Origin of the sequence: Enterococcus sp. 6D12_DIV0197 (genome assembly GCF_002174385.1) — a bacterium.
Lineage (GTDB): Bacteria > Bacillota > Bacilli > Lactobacillales > Enterococcaceae > Enterococcus_D > Enterococcus_D casseliflavus.
Genome location: NZ_NIBN01000001.1, coordinates 2,126,479 through 2,147,855, shown reverse-complemented (window position 1 = coordinate 2,147,855; position 21,377 = coordinate 2,126,479). Strand labels below are relative to the sequence as shown.

The following is a 21,377-nucleotide window of genomic DNA, read 5'->3' as shown; positions in this document are numbered from 1 at the left end:
TTCCATTGCAAGTGAAATCATGGCAAAACTGGCGTAGATAGTTGTATTGATGGGACCTCATTCCATAGATACAACTTTTTAGAGAACCTTCTAAAGTGCTGTATCTATGCTGGTAGTTGAATTTATCGCCGCATAGGACAAGCTTCTATGCGGCTTTTGCTTACTTGCAATTGCCGTCACATAGGCAGTTGCTTTTTTTGTTCTCAAAAACCATAAAATGAAAAACACGAAAAACGTAAGCAGAAAAAGGAGAATGAAAAATGAAAAACAAGGGATTAATTGCATCGGTTGCCGTTATTTTATTATTTTTAGGAGCGACATTTGTCTATCAGTTAGGAATGAGAAGTGGGACCAATCAAGCTAGTGAGACTTCGGAACCAGTAGAAAAAGCTGAAAAAACAGTCGGGATCCTACAATTTGTCAGTCATGAAGCACTGGATGCGATCACCGAGGGGATCAAAGAAGGCCTTAAAGAATCAGGCTATACCGAAGGGGACAACTTGACGATCGAATTCCAGAACGGTCAAGCGGATCAAAGCAAATTGGCAACGATGAGTCAGCAGCTGCTAAATAAAGATGCTGACGTTTTGGTGGGGGTAGCAACACCCGCAGCACAAGCGTTGGCGAATGTCACTCAGGATGTACCGATCGTTTTAGGAGCGGTCACTGATCCAGTTGGGGCAAATCTGGTGGCAGATATGGATCAACCCGGCGGCAATATCACTGGTGTTTCCGATAAAGCACCAGTTGCTGCACAAATCAAACTAGCAAAAGATTTGCTGCCAGAGGCAAAAACAGTCGGTATTTTGTATTCTTCGACCGAAGACAATTCGAAATACCAAGTGGCAGAAGCAGAAGCTGCTGCCGAAGAAAATGGCTTGACCAGCAAATCGTATGCCGTTCCTTCAAGTAATGAAATTGCGCAAATGGTGCAAGTGATGGCACGGGAAGTCGATTTTATCTATATTCCGTTAGACAATACGATCGCAAATGCTATGCAGACCGTAGTTCAAGAAGCCAATAAATCAAAAACACCAATCATTACTTCCGTAGACACGATGGTGGAACAAGGCGGTTTGGCAACGGTCGGACAAGATCAATTTACGATAGGCGTGGAAACTGGGAAGATGGTGGCAGCAATTCTTGATGGGACAGCAGAACCTGCGACAACACCGATCTATACATTCAGCGATGGCGAAACGATCATCAATGAAACCCAGGCGCAGTTATTGGGCATCACTATCCCAGAAAACCTCAAAGACGAGGCGAAACTGATTACAACGACGCCAGAAAGCGAAGCAAGTGCCGAGTAACAACCAAGAACAGCGACCACCTGCGATCATCGAGAGGGTCTTGAAAGAGAAAACTTGTAAGAATATGGAGGAAGAATGATGATTGTTTCAGCAATAGGGCAAGGACTACTTTGGGGAATCCTGGGATTAGGGATTTTTATGACCTATCGAATTTTAAATTTCCCGGATATGACGACGGAAGGGTCCTTTCCGTTAGGCGGTGCTGTCTGTGTGACAGCGATCACCCATGGGGTGTCGCCCGTCTTAGCGACTTGTTTAGGAGTATTGGCTGGGATGTGTGCGGGCTGTGTGACAGGACTTCTTTATACAAAAGGCAAAATTCCCGTGATTTTAGCTGGAATCTTGGTGATGTCTTCATTGAACTCGGTCATGCTGTTTGTGATGCGCTCACCCAACCTCTCTTTATTAAACCAACTGAAAATTCAAGATTTTTTTACTAGAATGAATTTACCGAATTATTATGATACGGTGATCATTGGATTGATCATGGTCTTGTTGATCGGGGGCGTCTTGGTTTACTTTTTCCATACAAATTTGGGTCAAGCTTACATCGCTACAGGTGATAATGAGCATATGGCAAAATCGATGGGGATCAATACCGATCGAATGAAAATCATTGGATTGATCGTCTCCAATGGCGTGATCGCACTCTCAGGCGCATTGATTGCGCAAAATGACGGCTATGCCGACATAAGCAAAGGTATCGGTGTGATCGTTATCGGACTGGCGTCAATCATCATTGGTGAAGTGTTATACGGGGAACTGACCTTGCTGGAACGTTTGATCGCTATTGTGATCGGCAGCATTATTTACCAATTATTGATCCTATTTGTGATCAAAGCTGGATTTGATACGACCTACTTGAAGATCTTCTCTGCAATCGTCTTGACGATCTGCTTGTTGATCCCTCAATTTAAACAAGCCTTGCATCTACGCACTGGTTTTGAAACGGAGGACGAATAATGTTAGCCTTAAAAAAAGCCTTTAAAGTTGTCGGCAACGGACCAAATGAGAAAAAAGTTCTCTTGAATAAAATCGATCTTTCTTTAAAGCCAGGAGAATTTGTCACGGTCGTTGGAGGAAACGGCGCCGGCAAAAGCACGTTATTCAACTGCATCTCAGGCACCATGCCCTTGACGAGTGGGCAAGTGATGATCGATGATCAAAATGTGACTACACTTTCGGAAGAAAAACGCGCACGCTTTTTGGCGCGGGTTTTCCAAGATCCGAAAATGGGCACTGCTCCCCGTATGACAGTGGCAGAAAATCTGCTGTTAGCCCAAAAAAGAGGGCAAAAACGGTCACTTGGTCTTCGACAACTCCAAGGACAAAGGGAAATGTTCTTTGCACTTTGTAAAGAAATCGGCAACGGGTTGGAAAATCATTTGGATACGCCAACGGGCAGTTTATCTGGTGGTCAACGACAGGCACTAAGTTTATTGATGGCAACGATCCAAACTCCAAAACTGTTGTTGCTAGATGAACATACGGCTGCGTTAGATCCAAAGACCTCCAAACAGCTGATGCAAATCACTGCAAAACGCGTGGAAGAACAAAACCTGACCTGTCTAATGATCACCCATCGGATGGAAGATGCATTAAAATACGGAGACCGCTTGATCCTGCTCAGAAAAGGGGAGATCGTCAAAGATCTTTCAGCAGAGGAAAAAGCGCAATTAAGCTTACCTGAACTATTATTGTTCTTTGAGGATGACTTATAAACCCTTGATAGAACAGTGTTTTCAAAAAAAACAATCAAATAAATGAAAAAAATAAGAAAAAATCATTGACATCTTTCAAAGTTAAACCTATACTTAGGTCAATCTTACATCAGTTTGGAGCGAACGACTATGCAAAAATTATTGCTAACGAACCCCACACAACTGAATAAATATTACTTTAGCTATTTTAGATAGGTTTGTATTCATGAAGGCATGGGTACAAACGCCAAGTTTGTATCTATGATGGCTAGAGCATTTCGTAATGAATTCGCAGCCACGTAGATCGTAAAATCTATAGTGGCTATTTTTTATATTCACATTTCGGCTCTGTCGTTATGTAATGTTTGAAGGTGTTCACTGTAGATTCTTAAATTTACGGTGGACATCTTTTTTTGTTGAAAGGAATGAACCAGATGAAACAAATGACAACCGGACACACACGGTTGGCGGCACTATTTGCCAAACCAGCCAAACACAGCATCTCTCCAGCGATGCACAATCTTTCTTTTGAAGAACAAGGGATCGACGCCGTGTATCTGGCCTTTGATGTTGAGCCGGATGATTTAGCCGCTAGTATCCAAAGCATCCGTCAGTTGGACCTCTTAGGTGTCAATTTATCGATGCCTCACAAAATGGCGGCTGTAGCGCTGATGGATGAATGTTCACCAGCAGCCGAGTTGATCGGCGCAATCAATACGATCGTCAATCAAGAAGGTCGCTTGATTGGGCACAATACAGACGGCATCGGCTTTATGCGAGCTCTTGAGGACATTCAAGTATCCATCATTGGCGACACCATGACGGTGATTGGAGCTGGTGGAGCGGCGACAGCGATCATTAGCCAAGCCGCACTAGACGGCGTCAAAACGATCCATGTCTTTAACCGCAAGGATGAGTTTTATCCAATCATCCAAGAAAAATTAACACAGATTGCACAAAAAACAGCTTGTGAAATTACCTTAACCGACTTAGAAGATCAGATGGCTTTAAAAACAGCCATCGATCAAAGCAGCTTATTGGTAAATGCCACGGGCGTGGGAATGAAACCAAATGATACCGTAAGTCCTCTGAAAGATAAAACACTCCTGCGGGAATCATTAGCTGTCTATGATGTCATCTATAATCCAAGAGAAACGCAGCTTTTGAAAGATGCGAAAGCAGTCGGCGCCAAAACTGCAAACGGCTTAAGCATGCTACTCTATCAAGGTGCAGCCGCATTTGAACTTTGGACTGGCAAAGCGATGCCTGTTGAAAAAGTCAAAGCACTCATCGAATCCATGTAAAAAATAAAAAACAGAAAAAAACGAAAGTAGGAAGAAAAAATGATCGTAATTATGAAACCAGGCGCTACGCCAGAACAAGTTGAAGTTGTTGTAACAAGAATCAAAAAAGAAGGCTTAGATGTTCAAGTCAACCAAGGAAAAGAACAGGTCGTTATCGGCTTAAAAGGGGATACCCGCCGCATCCAAGATGTTGCTTTTCGCAGCTACGAGGGTGTCGAAGATGCCATTCGGATCTCAAACACCTACAAATTGACCTCTCGTGAGTTCCATCCGCAAGATACGGTTGTGGATGTAGATGGCGTGAAAATCGGTGACGGCAACTTTGTTACGATGGCTGGTCCATGTTCGATTGAAGGCTTAGACCAAATTCGTGAATGTGCCCGAATCGCTAAAGCTGGTGGTGCACAAATCTTACGTGGTGGTGCCTTCAAACCACGCACGTCGCCATACGCATTCCAAGGGCTGGAAGAAGAAGGGCTAAAATACATTCGTCAAGCAGCGGATGAAACGGGCATGAAAGTCATCACAGAAGTCATGGACGAAGGACATATCGATATGGTTGCGGAATACAGTGATATTTTGCAGATTGGTGCTCGGAACATGCAAAACTTCAAATTGCTAGCTGCCGTTGGGAAAACTGGGAAACCAATTGGCCTTAAACGAGGCATCTCTGGCACGATCGACGAATGGTTGAATGCAGCGGAATACATCGCCGTTCAAGATAAAAGTGAAGTGATTTTCATTGAACGTGGGATCCGAACTTACGAAACAGCAACCCGTAATACCTTTGATCTAAGTGCGGTACCAATCATCAAAAAACTGAGCCACTTCCCAATCATCGTTGATCCTAGTCATGGAACAGGTATCTGGGATCTCGTACCGCCTATGGCTAGAGCGGGTGTTGCTGCTGGCGCCGATGGGATGATCGTTGAGATCCATCCAGATCCAGCCAATGCTTGGTCTGATGGTCCTCAATCACTTAATGAAAAAACGTACATGAACATGATGAAAGAAGTCCATATCATGGAAAAAGCGATGAAAGAAATCAAAGCGTTGCAAGACTAAGCGTCAAGACAACCAATAAAAGAGGTGCAAAAATCAATGTTACACATTCATTTAGAAGAACATTCCTATGATATCCTCATCAAACGAGGGGCGTTTCAAAAAGTCGGAACCTGGGTGCAACAGTTGTGGGACAAACAGCGTATTGCCGTCATTACAGACAGCAACGTCGCACCCCTGTATGGCGGACAAATCGTCGATTCCTTAACCGCTGCAGGGTTTGAGGCAACACTGTTAGTCGTACCAGCTGGCGAAAAAAGCAAATCACTAGAGCAAGCAGCTAATTTATATGATGGTCTTGCCCAACTCGGAATGACCAGAAGCGATGGGATCATTGCCCTTGGTGGCGGTGTGATTGGTGATCTTGGAGGATTTGTTGCTTCTACTTATATGCGCGGCATTGATTTCTTGCAGATTCCAACGACGTTATTGGCACAGGTCGATTCAAGTATCGGCGGAAAAACAGCTGTAAATACTGGCAGTGCCAAGAATCTCGTCGGGACATTTGCACAACCAGCCGGTGTGATGATCGATCCAGATTTACTTACAAGTTTGCCCCTCAAACGCGTCCAAGAAGGCATTGCTGAAATCATCAAGTCAGCCGCTATTGCAGATCCTGAGCTTTGGCAAACGTTAGCAGGTTTGAAAGATGAAGTCGATCTTTTGGCACATGCTGAGAAAGTAATCACTGCTTCTTTAAAGGTAAAACAAAAAGTAGTAGAAGAAGATCCTTTTGATCATGGCAGTCGTCTGACACTGAACTTCGGTCATACGATCGGGCATGGCTTAGAAAGAACAGCCGCGTTTGACACCAGTCATGGCGAAGGGGTTGCAATGGGGATGATCATGATCACCCGTCATGCAGAAGCCATCGGATTAACATCAAAAGGTACGACCCAGCAGCTTACAGAAATGGTTGAGAAGTTTCATTTGCCGATCACACCAAGTGAAATAGATAAAGAGCAATTATACCAAGCAATCACTCATGATAAAAAAGCCCGTGGGCAACAATTGAAGATTATTCTATTAGAAGCGATCGGACAGGCGAAAATCGTGACGATCCCGACTGAAAAAATCAAAGACTACCTATTATAAGAAAGGAAGGTAACGGATCATGCGTTATATTACAGCAGGCGAATCACATGGACCAGAGTTGACCGCCATTATCGAAGGTTTACCGGCAGGATTGCCATTAACAGCAGAAGACATTAATTTTGAATTAGCGAGACGACAAACCGGCTATGGTCGCGGGGGACGGATGCTGATTGAAAAAGACCAAGTCCGTATCACTTCGGGTATCCGTCATGGAAAAACATTAGGCTCTCCTGTGACTTTAGTGGTCGAGAACAAAGATTGGAAAAATTGGACCAAGGTCATGGCAATCGAAGAGGTACCAGAAAAAGACCGCAAACTACGACGAGTGGCACGACCAAGACCTGGTCATGCTGACTTGGTCGGCGGCATGAAATACCACCATCAAGATCTACGAAACGTCCTGGAACGTTCATCTGCCCGGGAAACGACTATGCGGGTAGCCATCGGCGCAATCGCGAAGAAAATTTTAAAGGAGCTTGGCATCGATGTGGCGGGTCATGTAACAATGTTAGGCGGCATCAAAGCGGAAATTCCTGAAGGGTTGACCGTCAAAGAAATCGCAGAACGCTCTGAAGCTTCAGAAGTAAGGGTGTTAGATCCGTCAGTCGAAGAAGAAATCAAGCAGCTGATCGATCAAACGAAGAAAAATGGCGATACGATCGGCGGTGTAGTGGAAGTACTTGTTGGCGGCGTTCCTGCTGGTTTAGGCAGTTACGTGCAATGGGACAAAAAACTTGATGCGAAAATCGCCCAAGCCGTGGTCAGCATCAATGCCTTTAAAGGTGCTGAGTTCGGCGTTGGCTTTGAGGCTGGTGTTTTGCCAGGCTCCAAAGTCATGGATGAGATTTTATGGGACGAACAACGAGGCTATACCCGTCGCAGCAACAACCTTGGTGGGTTTGAAGGCGGCATGACGAACGGTGAACCAATCGTGGTTCGTGGTGTTATGAAGCCGATCCCGACCTTGTACAAGCCGTTGCAAAGTGTGGATATCGACAGCAAAGAACCGTATAAAGCAAGCGTCGAACGCTCAGATAGCACCGCTGTACCAGCAGCCAGCGTTGTTTGTGAGAGTGTGGTGGCGACAGTGGTGGCCAATGAACTATTAGAAAAGTTCCCAAGTGATTCATTCGCAGAATTGACCGCATCTGTTCAAGCGTATCGAGAATACTTGTTAACCTACTGATTATAGAACCAGCAAAAATTCCAGTAGAAATGAGGATTCTTTTCATGAACCAAAATATCTTTGTCGCCGGTCTAGGATTGATCGGCGCTTCCTTAGCAACATGTATCAAAAAGGCACATCCGCAAGTGCATTTGATGGGGTGGGATTGTCAGGAAACCAATGAGATCGCATTAGCAACAAATTTAGTAGACGAAGTGCCCCCTTCATTTTCTGAAGGTGCTGTCCGTGCCGACGTGATTTTGTTGGCATTGCCGGTAGAGATCACCAAAAACTATCTTGCCGAACTGGGGGCACTTTCATTAAAGCCTTCGGTGCTAGTAACAGACACCGGCAGTACCAAAGCGGAAATCACGCAATTTGCCGAGTCCTTTTCCTTTGATTTTATTGGGGGCCATCCGATGGCTGGCTCTCATAAATCAGGGATCACAGCAGCCGATGAGAACCTTTTCGAGAATGCTTACTATATCTTCACACCGACGAAAAGTCAGCGGGTGGAAGAACTACAAGAGCTTTTTCGCGGCACTAGAGCCAAATATGTGGCACTTGCTCCCCAAGAGCATGATCAAATCACAGGGATGTTGAGCCATCTGCCCCATATTATTGCTTCGGGATTAGTCAATCAGGCAGATGCCTTCAACCACGAACACCCTAGAGCGCAGCAACTTGCAGCAGGCGGTTTTCGCGATATCACTCGCATTGCTTCTTCAGATCCTCGTATGTGGACCGATATCTTATTGAGTAATCGACAGGAACTACTGCAGCTGATCGATGAGTGGCAAAAACAAATGACGACCATGGCTCACTGGTTGCAGAAAAAAGACGAAACGGCCATCTTTCGGTTCTTTGAATCCGCGAAGGAAACACGGGACCAATTGCCGGTTCATCAAAATGGGGCGATCCCAGCATTCTATGATCTATTCATCGATGTACCGGATCATCCCGGCGTTGTCGCTGAAGTGACGGGGCTATTGAGCGAACATCAGCTCTCTTTGATCAACTTGAAAATTCTTGAAACCCGAGAAGACATTATTGGTGTTTTACAGATTTCATTCAAAACGCAAAATGATTTGCTGCAAGCAGAGCAGCTGATCCAAAACAAGACGACCTATTCGTGTCGAAAAAAATAGGAGGCTGGGATGAAACTAAAAAAAGCAACACATTTAAAAGGGACGATAGCGGTCCCTGCTGACAAATCGATCTCGCATCGCAGTATCATGTTCGGGGCGTTAGCCGAAGGAACAACGACTGTCCGTAATTTCTTGCGTGGAGAAGACTGCTATAGCACCCTTCATGCATTTCAATCATTAGGAGTTCCAATCCATGATGACGGTCAGACGATCACGATTGAAGGACAGGGCTTTAATGGCCTTAAACCTGCCCAAGACCCAATTGATATCGGCAATTCTGGTACAACAATTCGCTTAATGATGGGGATTTTGGCCGGACAGCCTTTCGCAACCACCTTATTCGGCGATGACTCTTTGAATAAACGCCCAATGAACCGAGTGATGCTGCCATTAAGAGAAATGGGGGCAAACGTTACAGGTCATGAGCAGACGGAGTTCCCACCGATCACTATTAATGGCACGGCTTCATTACAGCCCATCAATTATCAGATGCCCGTAGCAAGTGCTCAAGTAAAATCAGCGCTGATTTTTGCGGCATTGCAAGCACAAGGTACCTCGACGATTATTGAAAAAGAGGCGAGCCGTAACCACACTGAAGAAATGATTCGACAATTCGGTGGCGTAATCACAACACAAGGCAAAACGATCACTGTGACGGGACCTCAAACACTCCAAGGACAAGAAGTAATTGTTCCCGGTGATATTTCCTCCGCTGCCTTTTTCTTAACAGCCGGCGCGATTATGCCAGAAAGTGAGATCGTTTTAAAAAATGTTGGGATTAATCCGACTCGTACAGGAATTCTTGACGTGCTAGAGGAGATGGGTGCTTCGATTGCTTTTTCTAATCAAGACGATCAAAATCAATCAGCTGACCTTACCGTTCGAAGTTCTACCTTGCAGGCAGTAAACATCGCCGGCGATATTATTCCGCGTCTGATTGATGAATTACCGATCATTGCCTTATTGGCTACACAAGCTCATGGCAAAACGGTGATCAAAGATGCGGAAGAACTAAAAGTAAAAGAAACCAATCGAATTGATGCAACTGCCGAAGAGCTGACAAAACTAGGGGCGGATATCACTCCTACCGAGGATGGCTTGATCATCAACGGACCTACTCCTTTGCATGGCGGAAAGGTCTCAAGTCGCGGGGACCACCGCATCGGTATGATGTTGCAGATTGCCGCTTTATTGACAGATGAAGAGGTAGAATTAGAAAAAGCCGAAGCCGTAGCAGTCTCATACCCTCATTTCTTTGAGGATGTTGCACGTTTGGCTAAAGGAGGAGACAGGGAGTGAAAAAAATAATATTAATTGGCTTTATGGGTGCTGGAAAAACCACGATTGGTCGTCTTTTGGCTGAAGAAACGAACCAGTCTCATGTGGATTTTGATGACTTGATCGTTGCTGAGATCGGCATGACCATTCAAGACTTTTTCGACCAACACGGTGAGGAAGCCTTTCGTAAAATCGAAACGGATATTTTAGCTAAAACTTTGGCAAAGGAACAAATTATTTCCACTGGTGGGGGCATCGTATTAAAAGAAGAAAATCGTCATCTTTTAAAAGAGATGCCGCTCGTCGTGTATTTAAAAACAGATCCCGAGGAACTGATCCATCGCTTAAAGGCGGATACTGGCAGCATTCGTCCCTTAGTCGTCTCAAAATCACCAGAAGAAATATTGGCTGTTTACCGTCCTCGGATCCCTCTTTATGAAGAAACTGCTTCATTGATCGTTGAAACGACGAACAAAACACCAGAAGAAATCGTACAGGAAATTTTGATCAAAGCAGGTGCATAAAATGAAGATTGGTTATTTAGGACCGAAAAGTTCCTTTACGCATTTAGCTGCGCAAGAAGCGTATCCAGAAAATGCCTGTATCCCTTATGGATCGATTCCACTTTGTATTCAAGCGCTAGCTAACGGTGTGATCGATCGTGCGGTCGTTCCGAACGAGAACTCATTAGAAGGGTCCGTTCATGCCACGATTGATACACTGTTTCGTCAAAATCAATTGAGCATCGAACAGGAAATTATTTTACCGATCAATCATCAATTGTTAGTTTCTCAGCAAATAGCAAAAGACAACCGTCCTATCACTAAGATAATTTCTCATCCGCAAGCCTTGGCGCAATGTGCCGACTTCATCGAAGCCCGATTTGCTGGAGCTACTGTTGAGGCGGTTGCTTCCACAACGACTGCAGCAGCCTACGTAGCAAAACATCCAGAAGAAGCAGTTGCGGCGATTGCTTCCAAAGAAGCCGCTTTGGCTTATCAGTTAACGATCAAAGAAACCAATATTCAAGATGTTGCCTTTAATCAAACCCGTTTTTGGGTTTTGACGAAGAAAGCAGCAAACACCCAATTACCAGAGCAGACCGTCGAGAAAGCAACGATTTTTTTGACGCTGCCAGCAAATCGCCCGGGAATTTTGCACAAAATCTTAGCAACCTTTGGCTGGCGAGAAATTGATTTAAGCAAAATTGAATCGCGACCGTCAAAAACCACCTTAGGGGAATACTTTTTCGTGATCGATCTAGTGATGGACAAACCGTGGCAACTGATTGTAAATGCCTTTGAAGAGATTCAGTTGTTGGGTGGACACGTCCATCTTCTCGGCGTGTACTCGGTAAATGTTGTTGAGGAAGTGACAAAAAATGACTCAAGTCAAAATAAAAATTAGCCAAGATGAAACACTTTTAGCAACGTTTCATAAAGAGATCCAAACACAGCACCATCAATGGTACCCAACGATTTTTAAGCCCTTTGATCAGCCAAGATTTGAACAAGCAATCACACAGCAGCTGCAAGAGCCAAGCCACCACTTTTTTATCGCTTGGTTGGCGGAACAGCCTTGTGGCTTTGTGCATCTTCAAGAGGTCTGTTTGCCACAAAATGTGATGATGCATGAACGAAAGTGGCTGGAAATTGCAGCGATCGCTGTTGACCCTCGGTACCAAGGGATGCATATTGGAAAACAATTGTTGGCATTTGCTGAAAACGTTGCGCTGGAAAAAGGCTTCGATAATCTCTCACTAAACTTTTGGTCGGCAAATCAAGTGAAATCATTTTATGAGCAAGCAGGATTTGTGAGCACACGACAAGGAGCATCAAAGCATCTAAGGTAGAAAAATGAAGAAATTTCCTAGAAAAAGGTTAAAATTTCAGAAAATAGCTTTCTTTCTATAAGGTCTAGGGTATCCTTATAGACAGAGAGCTATTTTTTAGTTGGAGGATCAGAAGCAATGAGCAGGATGGAAAAAAATAAAAAACTGCATGAACGGCTAGAAAAGGAATCCAGTCAGGCAGCCAAAGAAAGTATCTTTGCCCGCCGAGAAGCCAAAAGAAGAAACCAGCGCGTCAGACCGAGTGATTCTACTTCGTCTGCTGATGAGCCAGTAAGAGACATTTTGTCTCAAAATACCGAGCATCCTAGGGCAAGCGACCCTCGTGCGGCTCAAAGTTCCCGAGAACAGTCACAAGTAGGAATAAAAAAATCTGAGGGACGAAAAAGCGCAATCCCCCCGCTATCTGCTCAGGGACCAGCGATGTATCAAGGTCAGGAACAAAGCAAACAAAAACCGCAAAAGCTTAAGAAGAGCAAGCAACCCAAACAAAAGAAAAAGCGGAAGCACCCAGTTCTGCGTATTGTGGTTCGGGTACTATTGGTGCTTTTTGCCTATTCATTAATTGCTTTTCTTGTCGGTCAGCAAGTCGCAAGAAGTGACGCTGCTTTTGCTACGACTGATGAAGAGACCTTTAATGGTACGGCCGCTGCTAATGGTGCTCGTAATATATTGCTCATTGGTAGTGATAGTCGTGAAGGAGAAGCTGGACGCGCAGACACTATTATGGTTTTGCAATTAGATGGTCCCAGTAAGCAACCGAAGCTGCTTTCCTTTATGCGGGATACTTTAGTTACGATTCCCGGTTATGGCGAAAACAAGATCAATGCGGCGTATGCCTTTGGTGGTGCTGATTTAGTCAGACAAACATTAGCGGAGAATTTCGGGCTAGAAACCAACTATTATGCAAAAGTTGACTTTCGTTCCTTTGAAAAAGTGATCGACACACTGTTTCCCTCAGGTGTTGCTATCAACGCGGAAAAAGATATGAGTAAAAATCTTGAAGTTGCCATCAAACAAGGGCAACAACAAATGAATGGGCTTGAGCTGTTGCAATACGCACGCTTTCGGATGGACGAAGAAGGTGACTTCGGTCGTGTAAGACGACAGCAGCAAGTAATGGATGCGATCTTTAGCGAAATGAAAAATCCTTTAGCTATTTTAAAATTGCCTTATGCAGCAGGAAAAGTCTTAGGCTATGCTTCCACCAACCTGCCAATGTCTTTCCTATTAAAAAATACCTTCTCGATTGCTCGAGGGGCGGGAGGAGTCGACAGCTTGACTGTCCCAGTCGCTGACTCTTGGCAATACGGTTCAAGTGCGAGTGCTGGAAGTGTGTTAGTCGTCAATCTTGAAACCAATCAACAAGCGATCAGGAATTTTCTTAATGAGTAAGCAGAATGAAAAGTTCTGAAAACCATTTGAAAGTAAGTAAATTTATGCTATATTATTAATGACGTTTGAAATTTGTTGAAACGAGGAAAAAGAATGAAATTAGCCGTTGTTACTGACAGTACAGCTTATCTGCCGGAACGGATCAAAAACCATGAAGATTTGTTTATCATACCGATTCCTGTTATTTTAGATGGAAAAGTCTACAATGAGGGTATCGACATTGAAGCTGATGAGTATTACGCTTTGCTGAAAAACAGCAAAGAATTCCCAACCACTTCTCAACCGGTATTAGGAGAAGTGTTAGCCTTATATGAGTCATTGAAAGATCGCGGTTACGACACGATCATTAGTATCCACTTATCAAGCGGTATCTCTGGATTTATCGGAACGCTGTATGGAATCACCGATGAAATCGAAGGTGTTCAAATCATTCCTTACGATTCGAAAATCACAAGTATGCCGATGGGTCACATGTTAGAAACCGCTCTTGATCTATCAAGTCAAGGCAAAACCGTCGAAGAGATCATTTCCCATCTGGACACTATCAGAGACAATACCTATGCCTATCTAATCGTGGACGACTTGAATAACTTGGTTCGCGGCGGTCGCTTAACCAATGGGGCAGCCTTGATTGGCGGATTATTAAAAATCAAACCGATCTTGACCTTTGATCAAGGAAAAATTGTGCTTTACGAGCGCATTCGTTCCAGTAAAAAAGCATTCAATCGCGCAGAAGATATCATTGGTCAACGGGAGCAAGAAATCGCATTGCCTGTTAAATTTTATGTAATCCACGCCAACAATTTAGAAGTAGCGAAAGAAGAAAAAGCGAAGCTACAAACGAAATACCCAAATGCAGAAATTGAGATTGGACACTTCGGACCAGTTATCGGCACGCATTTAGGAGAAAAAGCCATTGGGATCGCTATTTCAGCGCAATAATTTTTATTTTTTCTATGTTTATCACGCCATTATCTTTTCAAGACGATGTATGTAAGAACCAGTTAGACGTTTGTCTAGCTGGTTCTTTTTTCTGCTTTTTTGAGATTCGCTTGTAAAAAATCACACAAACTCGTACAATAGGATCAAAATGAAGGACTGACAAAGGAGGAATTGCTATGAAGTGTTCCTTAAGAAGGTGGCAAATGAGCGATGCGCAAGATTTAGCCCGTGCGTTAAATAATCAATCCATCCACGATTATTTACGAGATGGGTTGCCATTCCCCTATACGGTCGCAGATGCACAAGCCTATATTCGATCTGTGGAGGAAGCAGAATTTGCCTTTGCGATCACTGTGGATGACCGAGCAGTCGGCAGTATCCGTGCTGTTCGCAAAGAAAATATCCATTATAGAACGGCTGAGATTGGCTACTCTATTGCACAAGAGTATTGGGGAAAAGGCTTGATGACGCAAGCCGTTCAGCAACTATGTGACTATGTATTTACTACATCAACTATCGTTCGTATTTCTGCTGAATCTTTTGCGAAGAATCATTCCTCTTGTCGTGTGTTGGAAAAGGCAGGTTTTACGTTAGAAGGCGTTTTGCGAAAGCATGCGGAGAAAAACCAGCAGCTGTTCGATATGAAGCTCTATGCGTTGGTTCGTCAAGAGAAATGACCACAATCAAAAAGGAGAAACCTATGAATGAACTGCAAAAATTACCAAATGTAGGTCAGGTTTTAGCGGATCACCTGGTTCGTATCGGCATCAATACCCCTGAACAACTACGTACAAAAACGGCCGAAGAGGTTTTTCTAGCTATCCGCCACCAATGCGATGCGGGCGCTTGCTTGCATATGCTCTACGGCATTGAAGGGGCGATCCAAGGCATTCCTAAAGCGCAGCTTACATATCAGAGAAAACAAGCGTTGCGCCTTTTTTTCAATCAATTGAGTTAGTGAAGTAATGTGTCATAAAAAAGCACTTTTTAAGAGCGTTTGTTTTTTAGATGCTTCTTATCAAGTGCTTTTTCTATAAACATCTGTCCCTAGCTACTAGAAAAGACCTTTTGCTTGTTCCAAACCAGCTTCCTCATTATACTTATTCTATCTAGTAAATTACTAATTTACTAAACAAGGAGTGAGAATAATGAAAATACCAGAAAACTTGAAACATAAGCCCGTCATTAAAGTGGAAGACTATGATACTGTTGACGGAAAAAATGCGTTACACACAGATGCAAAAGGCCTTTCCCTCGGATTAGCACAATGGAATGATCGCGGAAAAGTCGATATCTCAGGCAAGGTTTGGCGCCATACAGGTGAAAAATGGTCTCGTCAGTCAGAAGAACTACCCCTCACTAGAATCTTAGATCTAGCAATCTTAGTGGCGCAATCTAGTTTGTATTTTCAAGAGGCCTATCGCCATGAAAAGTTTTACGATCCTGAAAATCCGTTGATCGAGATCATTGGCCTGCAAGGAAATCGTATGACCGTTGAAGTAGACACCGAAAATCCTAAAATCGATGAAGACATTCTGCTTTTTTATGATTCCTTACAAAAAGATGGCGAGCTATACGGCGAACGCTTCAAAATCCTAAAGCGGCTTTTAGATGAGCTAGGTTATTAAGAAAAGGAGCAGATTGCCATGACACAAAATCAACCGTCTTTTGTCGTAACGAAAGGACGCGCTTTTAGCAAATTAGAACAAACCATGATTTGGAAAAAACCACAAAGTCATCAGACCAGTGCTGAAGAACTACGAATTGCTTCAGAGATCGCGTTGAATTGGGCGGATCCAGAGATGAAGATCTTCAATGTGTTGCTGGAAGGCGATGCTGGGTCGGGTAAGACTCAGTTGGCAAAGGCACTTTCTGCCGACCTGCAACTGCCCTACACCAAAATCACCTGCTTTGCGGATATGGATAAGTCAGATGTATTTGGTGCTTTATTACCAGTGATCAACACCGACCAAGAAGAGGACAAGGACTTGCTGGATGCGATTTATCAAAGTGATTGTTTTGAAGATGTCTTAGCTTTGATCCAGCGGCATTTTTCCTTGACTCGTGAGCGGGCACGGGCGAAATTTGCGGAACTGATCGAACGGATTGAAACCAGTGATCAGCAACCGACGATTCAATACAAATTTTATCCCTCCGAAATCGTACGGGCGCTGGAAAAAGGCTATTTGCTTGAGATTCAAGAGCCAACGGTCATTCGTGATGCTTCGGTACTAGTGGCACTAAACTCGGCCCTTGAACAAAACGGGATGCTAAATATCCCGACTGGCTTTGTTCGACGACACCCTGACTGTGTGGTGATCATCACAACGAATCGGAATTACCAAGGCAACCGCCCCTTGAACGAATCCTTGCGAGATCGGATGCAGCATGCTGAAAAAATGGATTTACCTGAGCTAGCAGTCATGGTGCAGCGAGGCATTGCCAAAACCAGTTATCCGGACAAAACGACTGCAGAGAAAATGGCTGAAATCATCCGCTTACTAGACGTGACCGCCAAAGCCAACGCCATCAAAGGGGTGGCGGGTATGCGTTCTTATTTTTATTGGTTAAATGCAGTCAAACAAGGACAAGATCCCTTTACAGCAATTGATAACAAAGTGCTCTACAAAATCACTACCGATCCAAATGAGCTTTCTCTGTTACAACAGGCGTTAGAAGCTTCAGGATTATTGGCGCAATTGCGGCTCTTGTTTTCTGGACAACCGCTAAATGCCTTTAAAGAACAAATCAAAGGACGCAGAATCAGCAGCGAAGAGGCTGACCAACGCAATGTAGTGGAAGAAGGCACGCCCATCCTAAAAAATGAGCAAGTCCTTGAGACCGCCAATCAAGAAACTGAGGCGGAAACGATGGAAACCAGTGATTCTGACAAACAAGAAGCGAAAAGCGCAGCAACTGAGGCGACGTTTTTAGAAGAACTAGAACGCAATAGTCATGATGGCCAAGCAAAAGCTGGGAGTGAGACACAAGAGGCAGCTCCTGCTTCCCATTCTTTGTCGATCGAAGCGTATGAAGCCCAGGAGAAAGAAAAGAAAACCACGGCATCAAAGGCAGCACGACAAGCATTGAAAGAATCGATCCATGCCAAAGAAGGGCTGATCGTTCATCGACCACCCGTCGATTTAGAAAAAGCGACTGAAGCCCAACAGCGTTTGCAGCCGTTGCTGCCGATCGTAGAGTCATTGATCAAGCAAACCCAAGAAGTATTGGAAAACGAACAAGCTTCGGCATACAGTAAAGGTAAGTACAGCGGTACACGCTTTGATGCCAGCAAGGTTGCGTATCAAGATTTTCGGACCTTTGACAAGAAGAATCCACCTCACGAACAGCCTTCCTTAGCTCTTGCTTTGCGCATCGATGAATCTGGTTCGATGATTCGAGAAGATCGGATATTGTATGCCCAACAGGCGGTCTTAGCGGTGAATGCTTTTGCCGAACGTTTGTCTTTGCCATTGATGATCTATGGCGATACAGCGGACGTGACCGCTCGTGAAAAAACCTCGCTTTTTGCATACAAAGAATTTAATGAAGGCTTTGAATTTGTGCCAGAGAAACTCATGACAATGAAGCCTCGGCAAAATAACCGTGATGGAGCTGTCTTGCGCGTGCTAGCTGAAAAGCTCGCTCATCAGCCGGCAACCACTAAATTACTCTTGAATATCAGTGATGGCCAGCCAAAAGCTCTTCCTGATTATACAGGGGGAAAAGCCAAAGAAGATATTCAGCAGGTGATCGCTGACTATGAACGACAAGGTGTGCTGTTTCTTGCAGCTGCTATTGGGCAAGACAAAGAGGTGATCAAAGCGATTTATGGGGAAGAACGCTTTATTGATCTTTCCAATCTAACAGAATTTCCGCAGCGTTTGTTGCAGCTACTAACAAGGTATTTGTAAACGTCGATAGCGAAAGGGAAAAGAGTGTGGACTGCATGCCGCACTCTTTTTTTGATCATAATTATATTATGTAAACAAGATGATATTTGTCTAAATTTGGATAGTTCTGTAAAATAGACGCCAAAAGGAGAGATATCATGAACAAATGGCGGTACTTCTACTATCCTTGCCAATTCGGCTGGCACGCAGCACTTCGTAGGCGCAGTTTGCTGATGAGTGGTGTGCTGGCGATTCTTTTACTGATCATCGCCATCTTTGCAGAGCATTGGTTAGTGTTTTTTCATCAATGGCTACAATATGAAACAAATAGCAGTGAGAATCAGATGGATCTCACGTATGCCAGTTGGCTTTTCTTTTTGCAGTTGCTACGCTTCGTACTAGGCGTTCTAACTGTAGGCTTGATCGCCGCCTTTTTATGGCACTGCAATCACATGTATCGTTTTCATTTGATGGGGGAGGAGCAGCAATCTCTGAGTATTCGGTTGTTGTTAGGACAGTCTCCGTTGTTGGTCACCTTAGAAGAGCTTTTCTTTGTAGGCATTCAAAGCATTGTTATTAGTTTGATAGGGCTTGTCAGCGGTCTGTGGCTTAGTCAAAAAGCACTGCAGGATTTTTTCCATTTCTTTCATCTTCCCGCAGGCTTTACTTTTGAATTTCCCTTTAAAGGTCCATTAATCGCTCAACTTGGTGTGCTCTTGCTGCTTTTTTTGTTACGATTCCGCGGTACAAAGAGGACGGTTGAAGAGATTCTCGTTAACGGATGCCCGAATGGGTGAGGGGATGATAGGCTGCTTTTATTTCCCTCTTCCAAAATGCGAACATATGTTTTATAATAGGTGAAACAAGACAAAGGTCGTGAATTTGTGAAGACATCCTTAACTTTAGAAATGGAAGAGGCACTTTATTATTATTGTCGTGAAAACAGTGATATTGTGGTAGAAGAGGTAGTCATGCCAGATGATCACGGCATCGTGGATACTTTGAGTTGTCGCTTGACGGCTGAAAATACCTTTGAATGGCGTTGCTACGAACTCAAAGTTAGTTTGGCAGATTTCCGCTCAAAAGCAAAACTATCCTTTATTGGGAATTATAATTATTTTGTCTTACCTAAGGCATTGTATGAGAAAGTCAAAGATCAGATTGGACCTACAATTGGTGTTCTGGTCTATCATGCATTTCTTGAAAAAGAAACGGGCAGCAAAGGGTATTTCAGTGTCGAAAAGAAGCCCCAACGGCAAGAGCTGCAGGTTCCAGAAAATGCCTTATTGTTTCGGTTGATTTCGGCACAAGCGCGAGAAGTCGGCAAAGCAAAACAGACTGCTCGAGGATTGCGGGTATTTTCAACAGAACGTTTGTACCAAGAACTGAAGAAACGTCAGCCTGAGTATGACTTGTTCGGTGGTGGAGTCAATTACTATGATCGATTTATTGAAGATACTCAGCTGCAAGCGATCGAAGCCTTGAAAGAAGAATTGGCCGCTACGAGAGCAGCCTATGAAGCGCTGGAAAAACGTTTTTTATCAGGCGAGTAAGAAGGAGAGAAGAAGATGTACTTCCCGTATATTCGTGGAAAACAATTTGATTTATTGGCGTTGAAAGCACTGTTGGAACAAGATTGTTTGTCAGACGCGATCCAGCCGATCATTGAACCAGTCAAGCAATCAAAAACGTTTTGGACGACCATTGACCTGTTTCAAAGGAAGCAGCATCCTTTTTATCTGGTTCGCAATCCACAGGCAGGAGCTTTTCTGACGGCAGAGGGGTTAGCAGAGTTGCAAAATGTTACTGTCCCTAAAGCAATGATCGTAGATCGCCCCATTGAGACAGTGGAAGAAAAACCTGATCTTTGGATCATTCATCAAGCGGACCAAGCACTCGCTAGTGATTGGCGGGAAAATACGCTGCCGGTGCTGGTAAACAAAGAGTTTCGTTTGTTAAATAAAATCAACGGCCCGAAACTACTGATGGAAGATCCGTTTACCCGTTTACCTAAAAATAGTTTTTATACAGAATGTCCAGACGAAGGATTTTCAAAAACCCATCATCTTTATCATAAATTGGGCTATGCGGGATTTAGTGATTTTTCTGTCGATAGCAAAATTTATTATGAGCACAGTTATCCCTCAAAACGGTTGGTTTTGCATTGGATCTATCCAACAGCAGAGCAAGACTTGCGAATCGTTCACTTATTTTCTGAGGAAGAATTACCAAGTCAGAAAGAAAAGTTTTTTGAAGTCATGGAAGCTTTGTTGCAGCATGAGGAAGAGTATCCTACACAAACAGCTGGGCTGCAGCTATTAGTTGCTGCCTATCAGCAAAGGTCGTTTCCTGGTATGGGCGTTATTCGGAAAGCTGCCGTTATGAATCACTTGGAACTCATCAGTCGTCTTATTTAGTCGCTATATGCATACGATTGTAGGCTCTAACAAAATACTGCCATTTATTGTACAAAACACCTTGATTGCACCCATTGTTTTCAGGATAGTGATAAAATCAGGGGAAAGGAGTTGGCGCTCGTGGGAACAAAAGATAGAGAATATTATCGAAATGAAGGAAAAGAATTTGAAAAAAACAAGAAAAACCTGCTTATTCAACGTTTAAATCAACTAATCGTTGTCTTGGTCATTTTGATCATTGTCTTTTCGGCGATCTTGTATTACATAGTTTGAAACTTTCCGTAGCTGTCATTGCTTTATTGGCAGCAATAAAACGAAACTTGTACTTAGATGACTGTGCACCCTTGATTAGGACTCGCTATGGGAATCTGATCCGTTTAGGTGAAAACTGAACGCAACGAAACGTTTCTTGTTTATCGTTGCTGGTTTGCCTGTGATCAAGATTCCCATTAGGCTATTAGTTAGCACAAATTTGCTGGGTTAAGTGCGAATCATTACTGATAAGATCGTGAACAACGATACTTGACTGATTCATTGAGTTTGGCCAGCAGCTTCAAACCAAAGCTTGAATTCAAAGATTCAAGAATCAACACGATCAAATACAGACAAAGGTTCAGAGATAATTTGTCAGTTGCATGTTGTTTCACTCGTAGAACCAACAAAAATCTAAAACTATCGCTCAAATGACCATTTTTTTGATTATGCTGCCAATTAGGTGAATTTGAAGAAAATAATCCTAAATAAGAGGGAGGAGAGCCGTAAATTACCAGCCAAATACGGTGTTCGAAAAATTTCATTTTTTAGTTTACATAATAT

General features: G+C 43.6%; 22 protein-coding genes. All 22 read left to right on the top strand.

Annotated features, from left to right (window positions below; genetic code table 11):
• Positions 1-260 precede the first annotated feature (260 nt).
• The 22 genes from trpX to A5867_RS17965 all read left to right on the top strand — a co-directional run bounded on the left by trpX (position 261) and on the right by A5867_RS17965 (position 20,834).
• Positions 261-1,313, top strand: coding sequence for a tryptophan ABC transporter substrate-binding protein (gene trpX / locus A5867_RS09935; RefSeq protein WP_087627523.1), 1,053 nt, complete (start codon positions 261-263; stop codon positions 1,311-1,313).
• A 78-nt stretch (positions 1,314-1,391) separates the two neighbouring features.
• Positions 1,392-2,276, top strand: coding sequence for a branched-chain amino acid ABC transporter permease (locus A5867_RS09930; RefSeq protein WP_087627522.1), 885 nt, complete (start codon positions 1,392-1,394; stop codon positions 2,274-2,276).
• A complete protein-coding gene (locus tag A5867_RS09925; RefSeq protein ID WP_005226102.1) occupies positions 2,276-3,034 on the top strand; it encodes an ATP-binding cassette domain-containing protein in 759 nt (252 codons plus the stop codon). The genes A5867_RS09930 and A5867_RS09925 overlap by 1 nt, the downstream gene beginning before the upstream one ends.
• Before the next feature lie 413 nt (positions 3,035-3,447).
• Positions 3,448-4,317 carry a shikimate dehydrogenase gene (locus A5867_RS09920; protein WP_087627521.1) on the top strand — a complete coding sequence of 290 codons (870 nt, stop codon included), beginning with the start codon at positions 3,448-3,450 and terminating at the stop codon, positions 4,315-4,317.
• A gap of 39 nt (positions 4,318-4,356) precedes the next feature.
• Positions 4,357-5,382 (top strand): 3-deoxy-7-phosphoheptulonate synthase, encoded by a 1,026-nt coding sequence (gene aroF, locus A5867_RS09915; RefSeq protein WP_005226100.1) that lies wholly within the window; start codon positions 4,357-4,359, stop codon positions 5,380-5,382.
• Between the two features lie 36 nt (positions 5,383-5,418).
• On the top strand, positions 5,419-6,474 hold the full coding sequence (gene aroB / locus A5867_RS09910; RefSeq protein WP_087627520.1) for a 3-dehydroquinate synthase: 1,056 nt from the start codon (positions 5,419-5,421) through the stop codon (positions 6,472-6,474).
• 19 nt (positions 6,475-6,493) lie between these two features.
• Entirely contained in the window at positions 6,494-7,660 is a 1,167-nt protein-coding gene (gene aroC / locus A5867_RS09905) for a chorismate synthase (RefSeq protein WP_005226098.1), read from the top strand.
• A gap of 44 nt (positions 7,661-7,704) precedes the next feature.
• Positions 7,705-8,787 (top strand): prephenate dehydrogenase, encoded by a 1,083-nt coding sequence (locus A5867_RS09900; RefSeq protein WP_170927528.1) that lies wholly within the window; start codon positions 7,705-7,707, stop codon positions 8,785-8,787.
• Between the two features lie 9 nt (positions 8,788-8,796).
• A complete protein-coding gene (gene aroA / locus A5867_RS09895; protein WP_087627518.1) occupies positions 8,797-10,086 on the top strand; it encodes a 3-phosphoshikimate 1-carboxyvinyltransferase in 1,290 nt (429 codons plus the stop codon).
• On the top strand, positions 10,083-10,589 hold the full coding sequence (locus tag A5867_RS09890; RefSeq protein ID WP_087627517.1) for a shikimate kinase: 507 nt from the start codon (positions 10,083-10,085) through the stop codon (positions 10,587-10,589). The genes aroA and A5867_RS09890 overlap by 4 nt, the downstream gene beginning before the upstream one ends.
• Position 10,590: 1 nt before the next feature.
• Positions 10,591-11,472: a prephenate dehydratase gene (pheA, locus tag A5867_RS09885; protein WP_087627516.1), complete on the top strand. Its 882-nt coding sequence runs from the start codon at positions 10,591-10,593 to the stop codon at positions 11,470-11,472.
• Positions 11,447-11,917 (top strand): GNAT family N-acetyltransferase, encoded by a 471-nt coding sequence (locus A5867_RS09880; RefSeq protein ID WP_087627515.1) that lies wholly within the window; start codon positions 11,447-11,449, stop codon positions 11,915-11,917. The genes pheA and A5867_RS09880 overlap by 26 nt, the downstream gene beginning before the upstream one ends.
• A gap of 117 nt (positions 11,918-12,034) precedes the next feature.
• Positions 12,035-13,309, top strand: a complete 1,275-nt coding sequence (locus A5867_RS09875) for an LCP family protein (RefSeq protein WP_087627514.1) — start codon at positions 12,035-12,037, stop codon at positions 13,307-13,309.
• Positions 13,310-13,402: 93 nt separating this feature from the next.
• Positions 13,403-14,251, top strand: a complete 849-nt coding sequence (locus A5867_RS09870; RefSeq protein ID WP_087627513.1) for a DegV family protein — start codon at positions 13,403-13,405, stop codon at positions 14,249-14,251.
• A gap of 176 nt (positions 14,252-14,427) precedes the next feature.
• The gene (locus A5867_RS09865) at positions 14,428-14,928 is read left to right on the top strand and encodes a GNAT family N-acetyltransferase (protein WP_140397109.1); all 501 of its coding nucleotides are present in this window, start codon (positions 14,428-14,430) and stop codon (positions 14,926-14,928) included.
• A gap of 23 nt (positions 14,929-14,951) precedes the next feature.
• Positions 14,952-15,209, top strand: a complete 258-nt coding sequence (locus tag A5867_RS09860; RefSeq protein WP_074933839.1) for a TfoX/Sxy family DNA transformation protein — start codon at positions 14,952-14,954, stop codon at positions 15,207-15,209.
• 190 nt (positions 15,210-15,399) lie between these two features.
• Entirely contained in the window at positions 15,400-15,879 is a 480-nt protein-coding gene (locus tag A5867_RS09855) for a DUF6530 family protein (RefSeq protein WP_005235941.1), read from the top strand.
• 18 nt (positions 15,880-15,897) lie between these two features.
• Positions 15,898-18,165, top strand: coding sequence for an AAA family ATPase (locus A5867_RS09850; protein WP_087627512.1), 2,268 nt, complete (start codon positions 15,898-15,900; stop codon positions 18,163-18,165).
• A gap of 137 nt (positions 18,166-18,302) precedes the next feature.
• Positions 18,303-18,941, top strand: a complete 639-nt coding sequence (locus A5867_RS09845; RefSeq protein WP_087627511.1) for a hypothetical protein — start codon at positions 18,303-18,305, stop codon at positions 18,939-18,941.
• A gap of 87 nt (positions 18,942-19,028) precedes the next feature.
• Entirely contained in the window at positions 19,029-19,697 is a 669-nt protein-coding gene (locus tag A5867_RS09840) for a hypothetical protein (protein ID WP_034868589.1), read from the top strand.
• 15 nt (positions 19,698-19,712) lie between these two features.
• Entirely contained in the window at positions 19,713-20,561 is an 849-nt protein-coding gene (locus A5867_RS09835) for a sce7725 family protein (protein ID WP_087627510.1), read from the top strand.
• Positions 20,562-20,681: 120 nt separating this feature from the next.
• Complete coding sequence (locus tag A5867_RS17965; RefSeq protein ID WP_170927527.1) at positions 20,682-20,834, top strand: hypothetical protein; 153 nt, start codon at positions 20,682-20,684, stop codon at positions 20,832-20,834.
• Positions 20,835-21,377 lie beyond the last annotated feature (543 nt).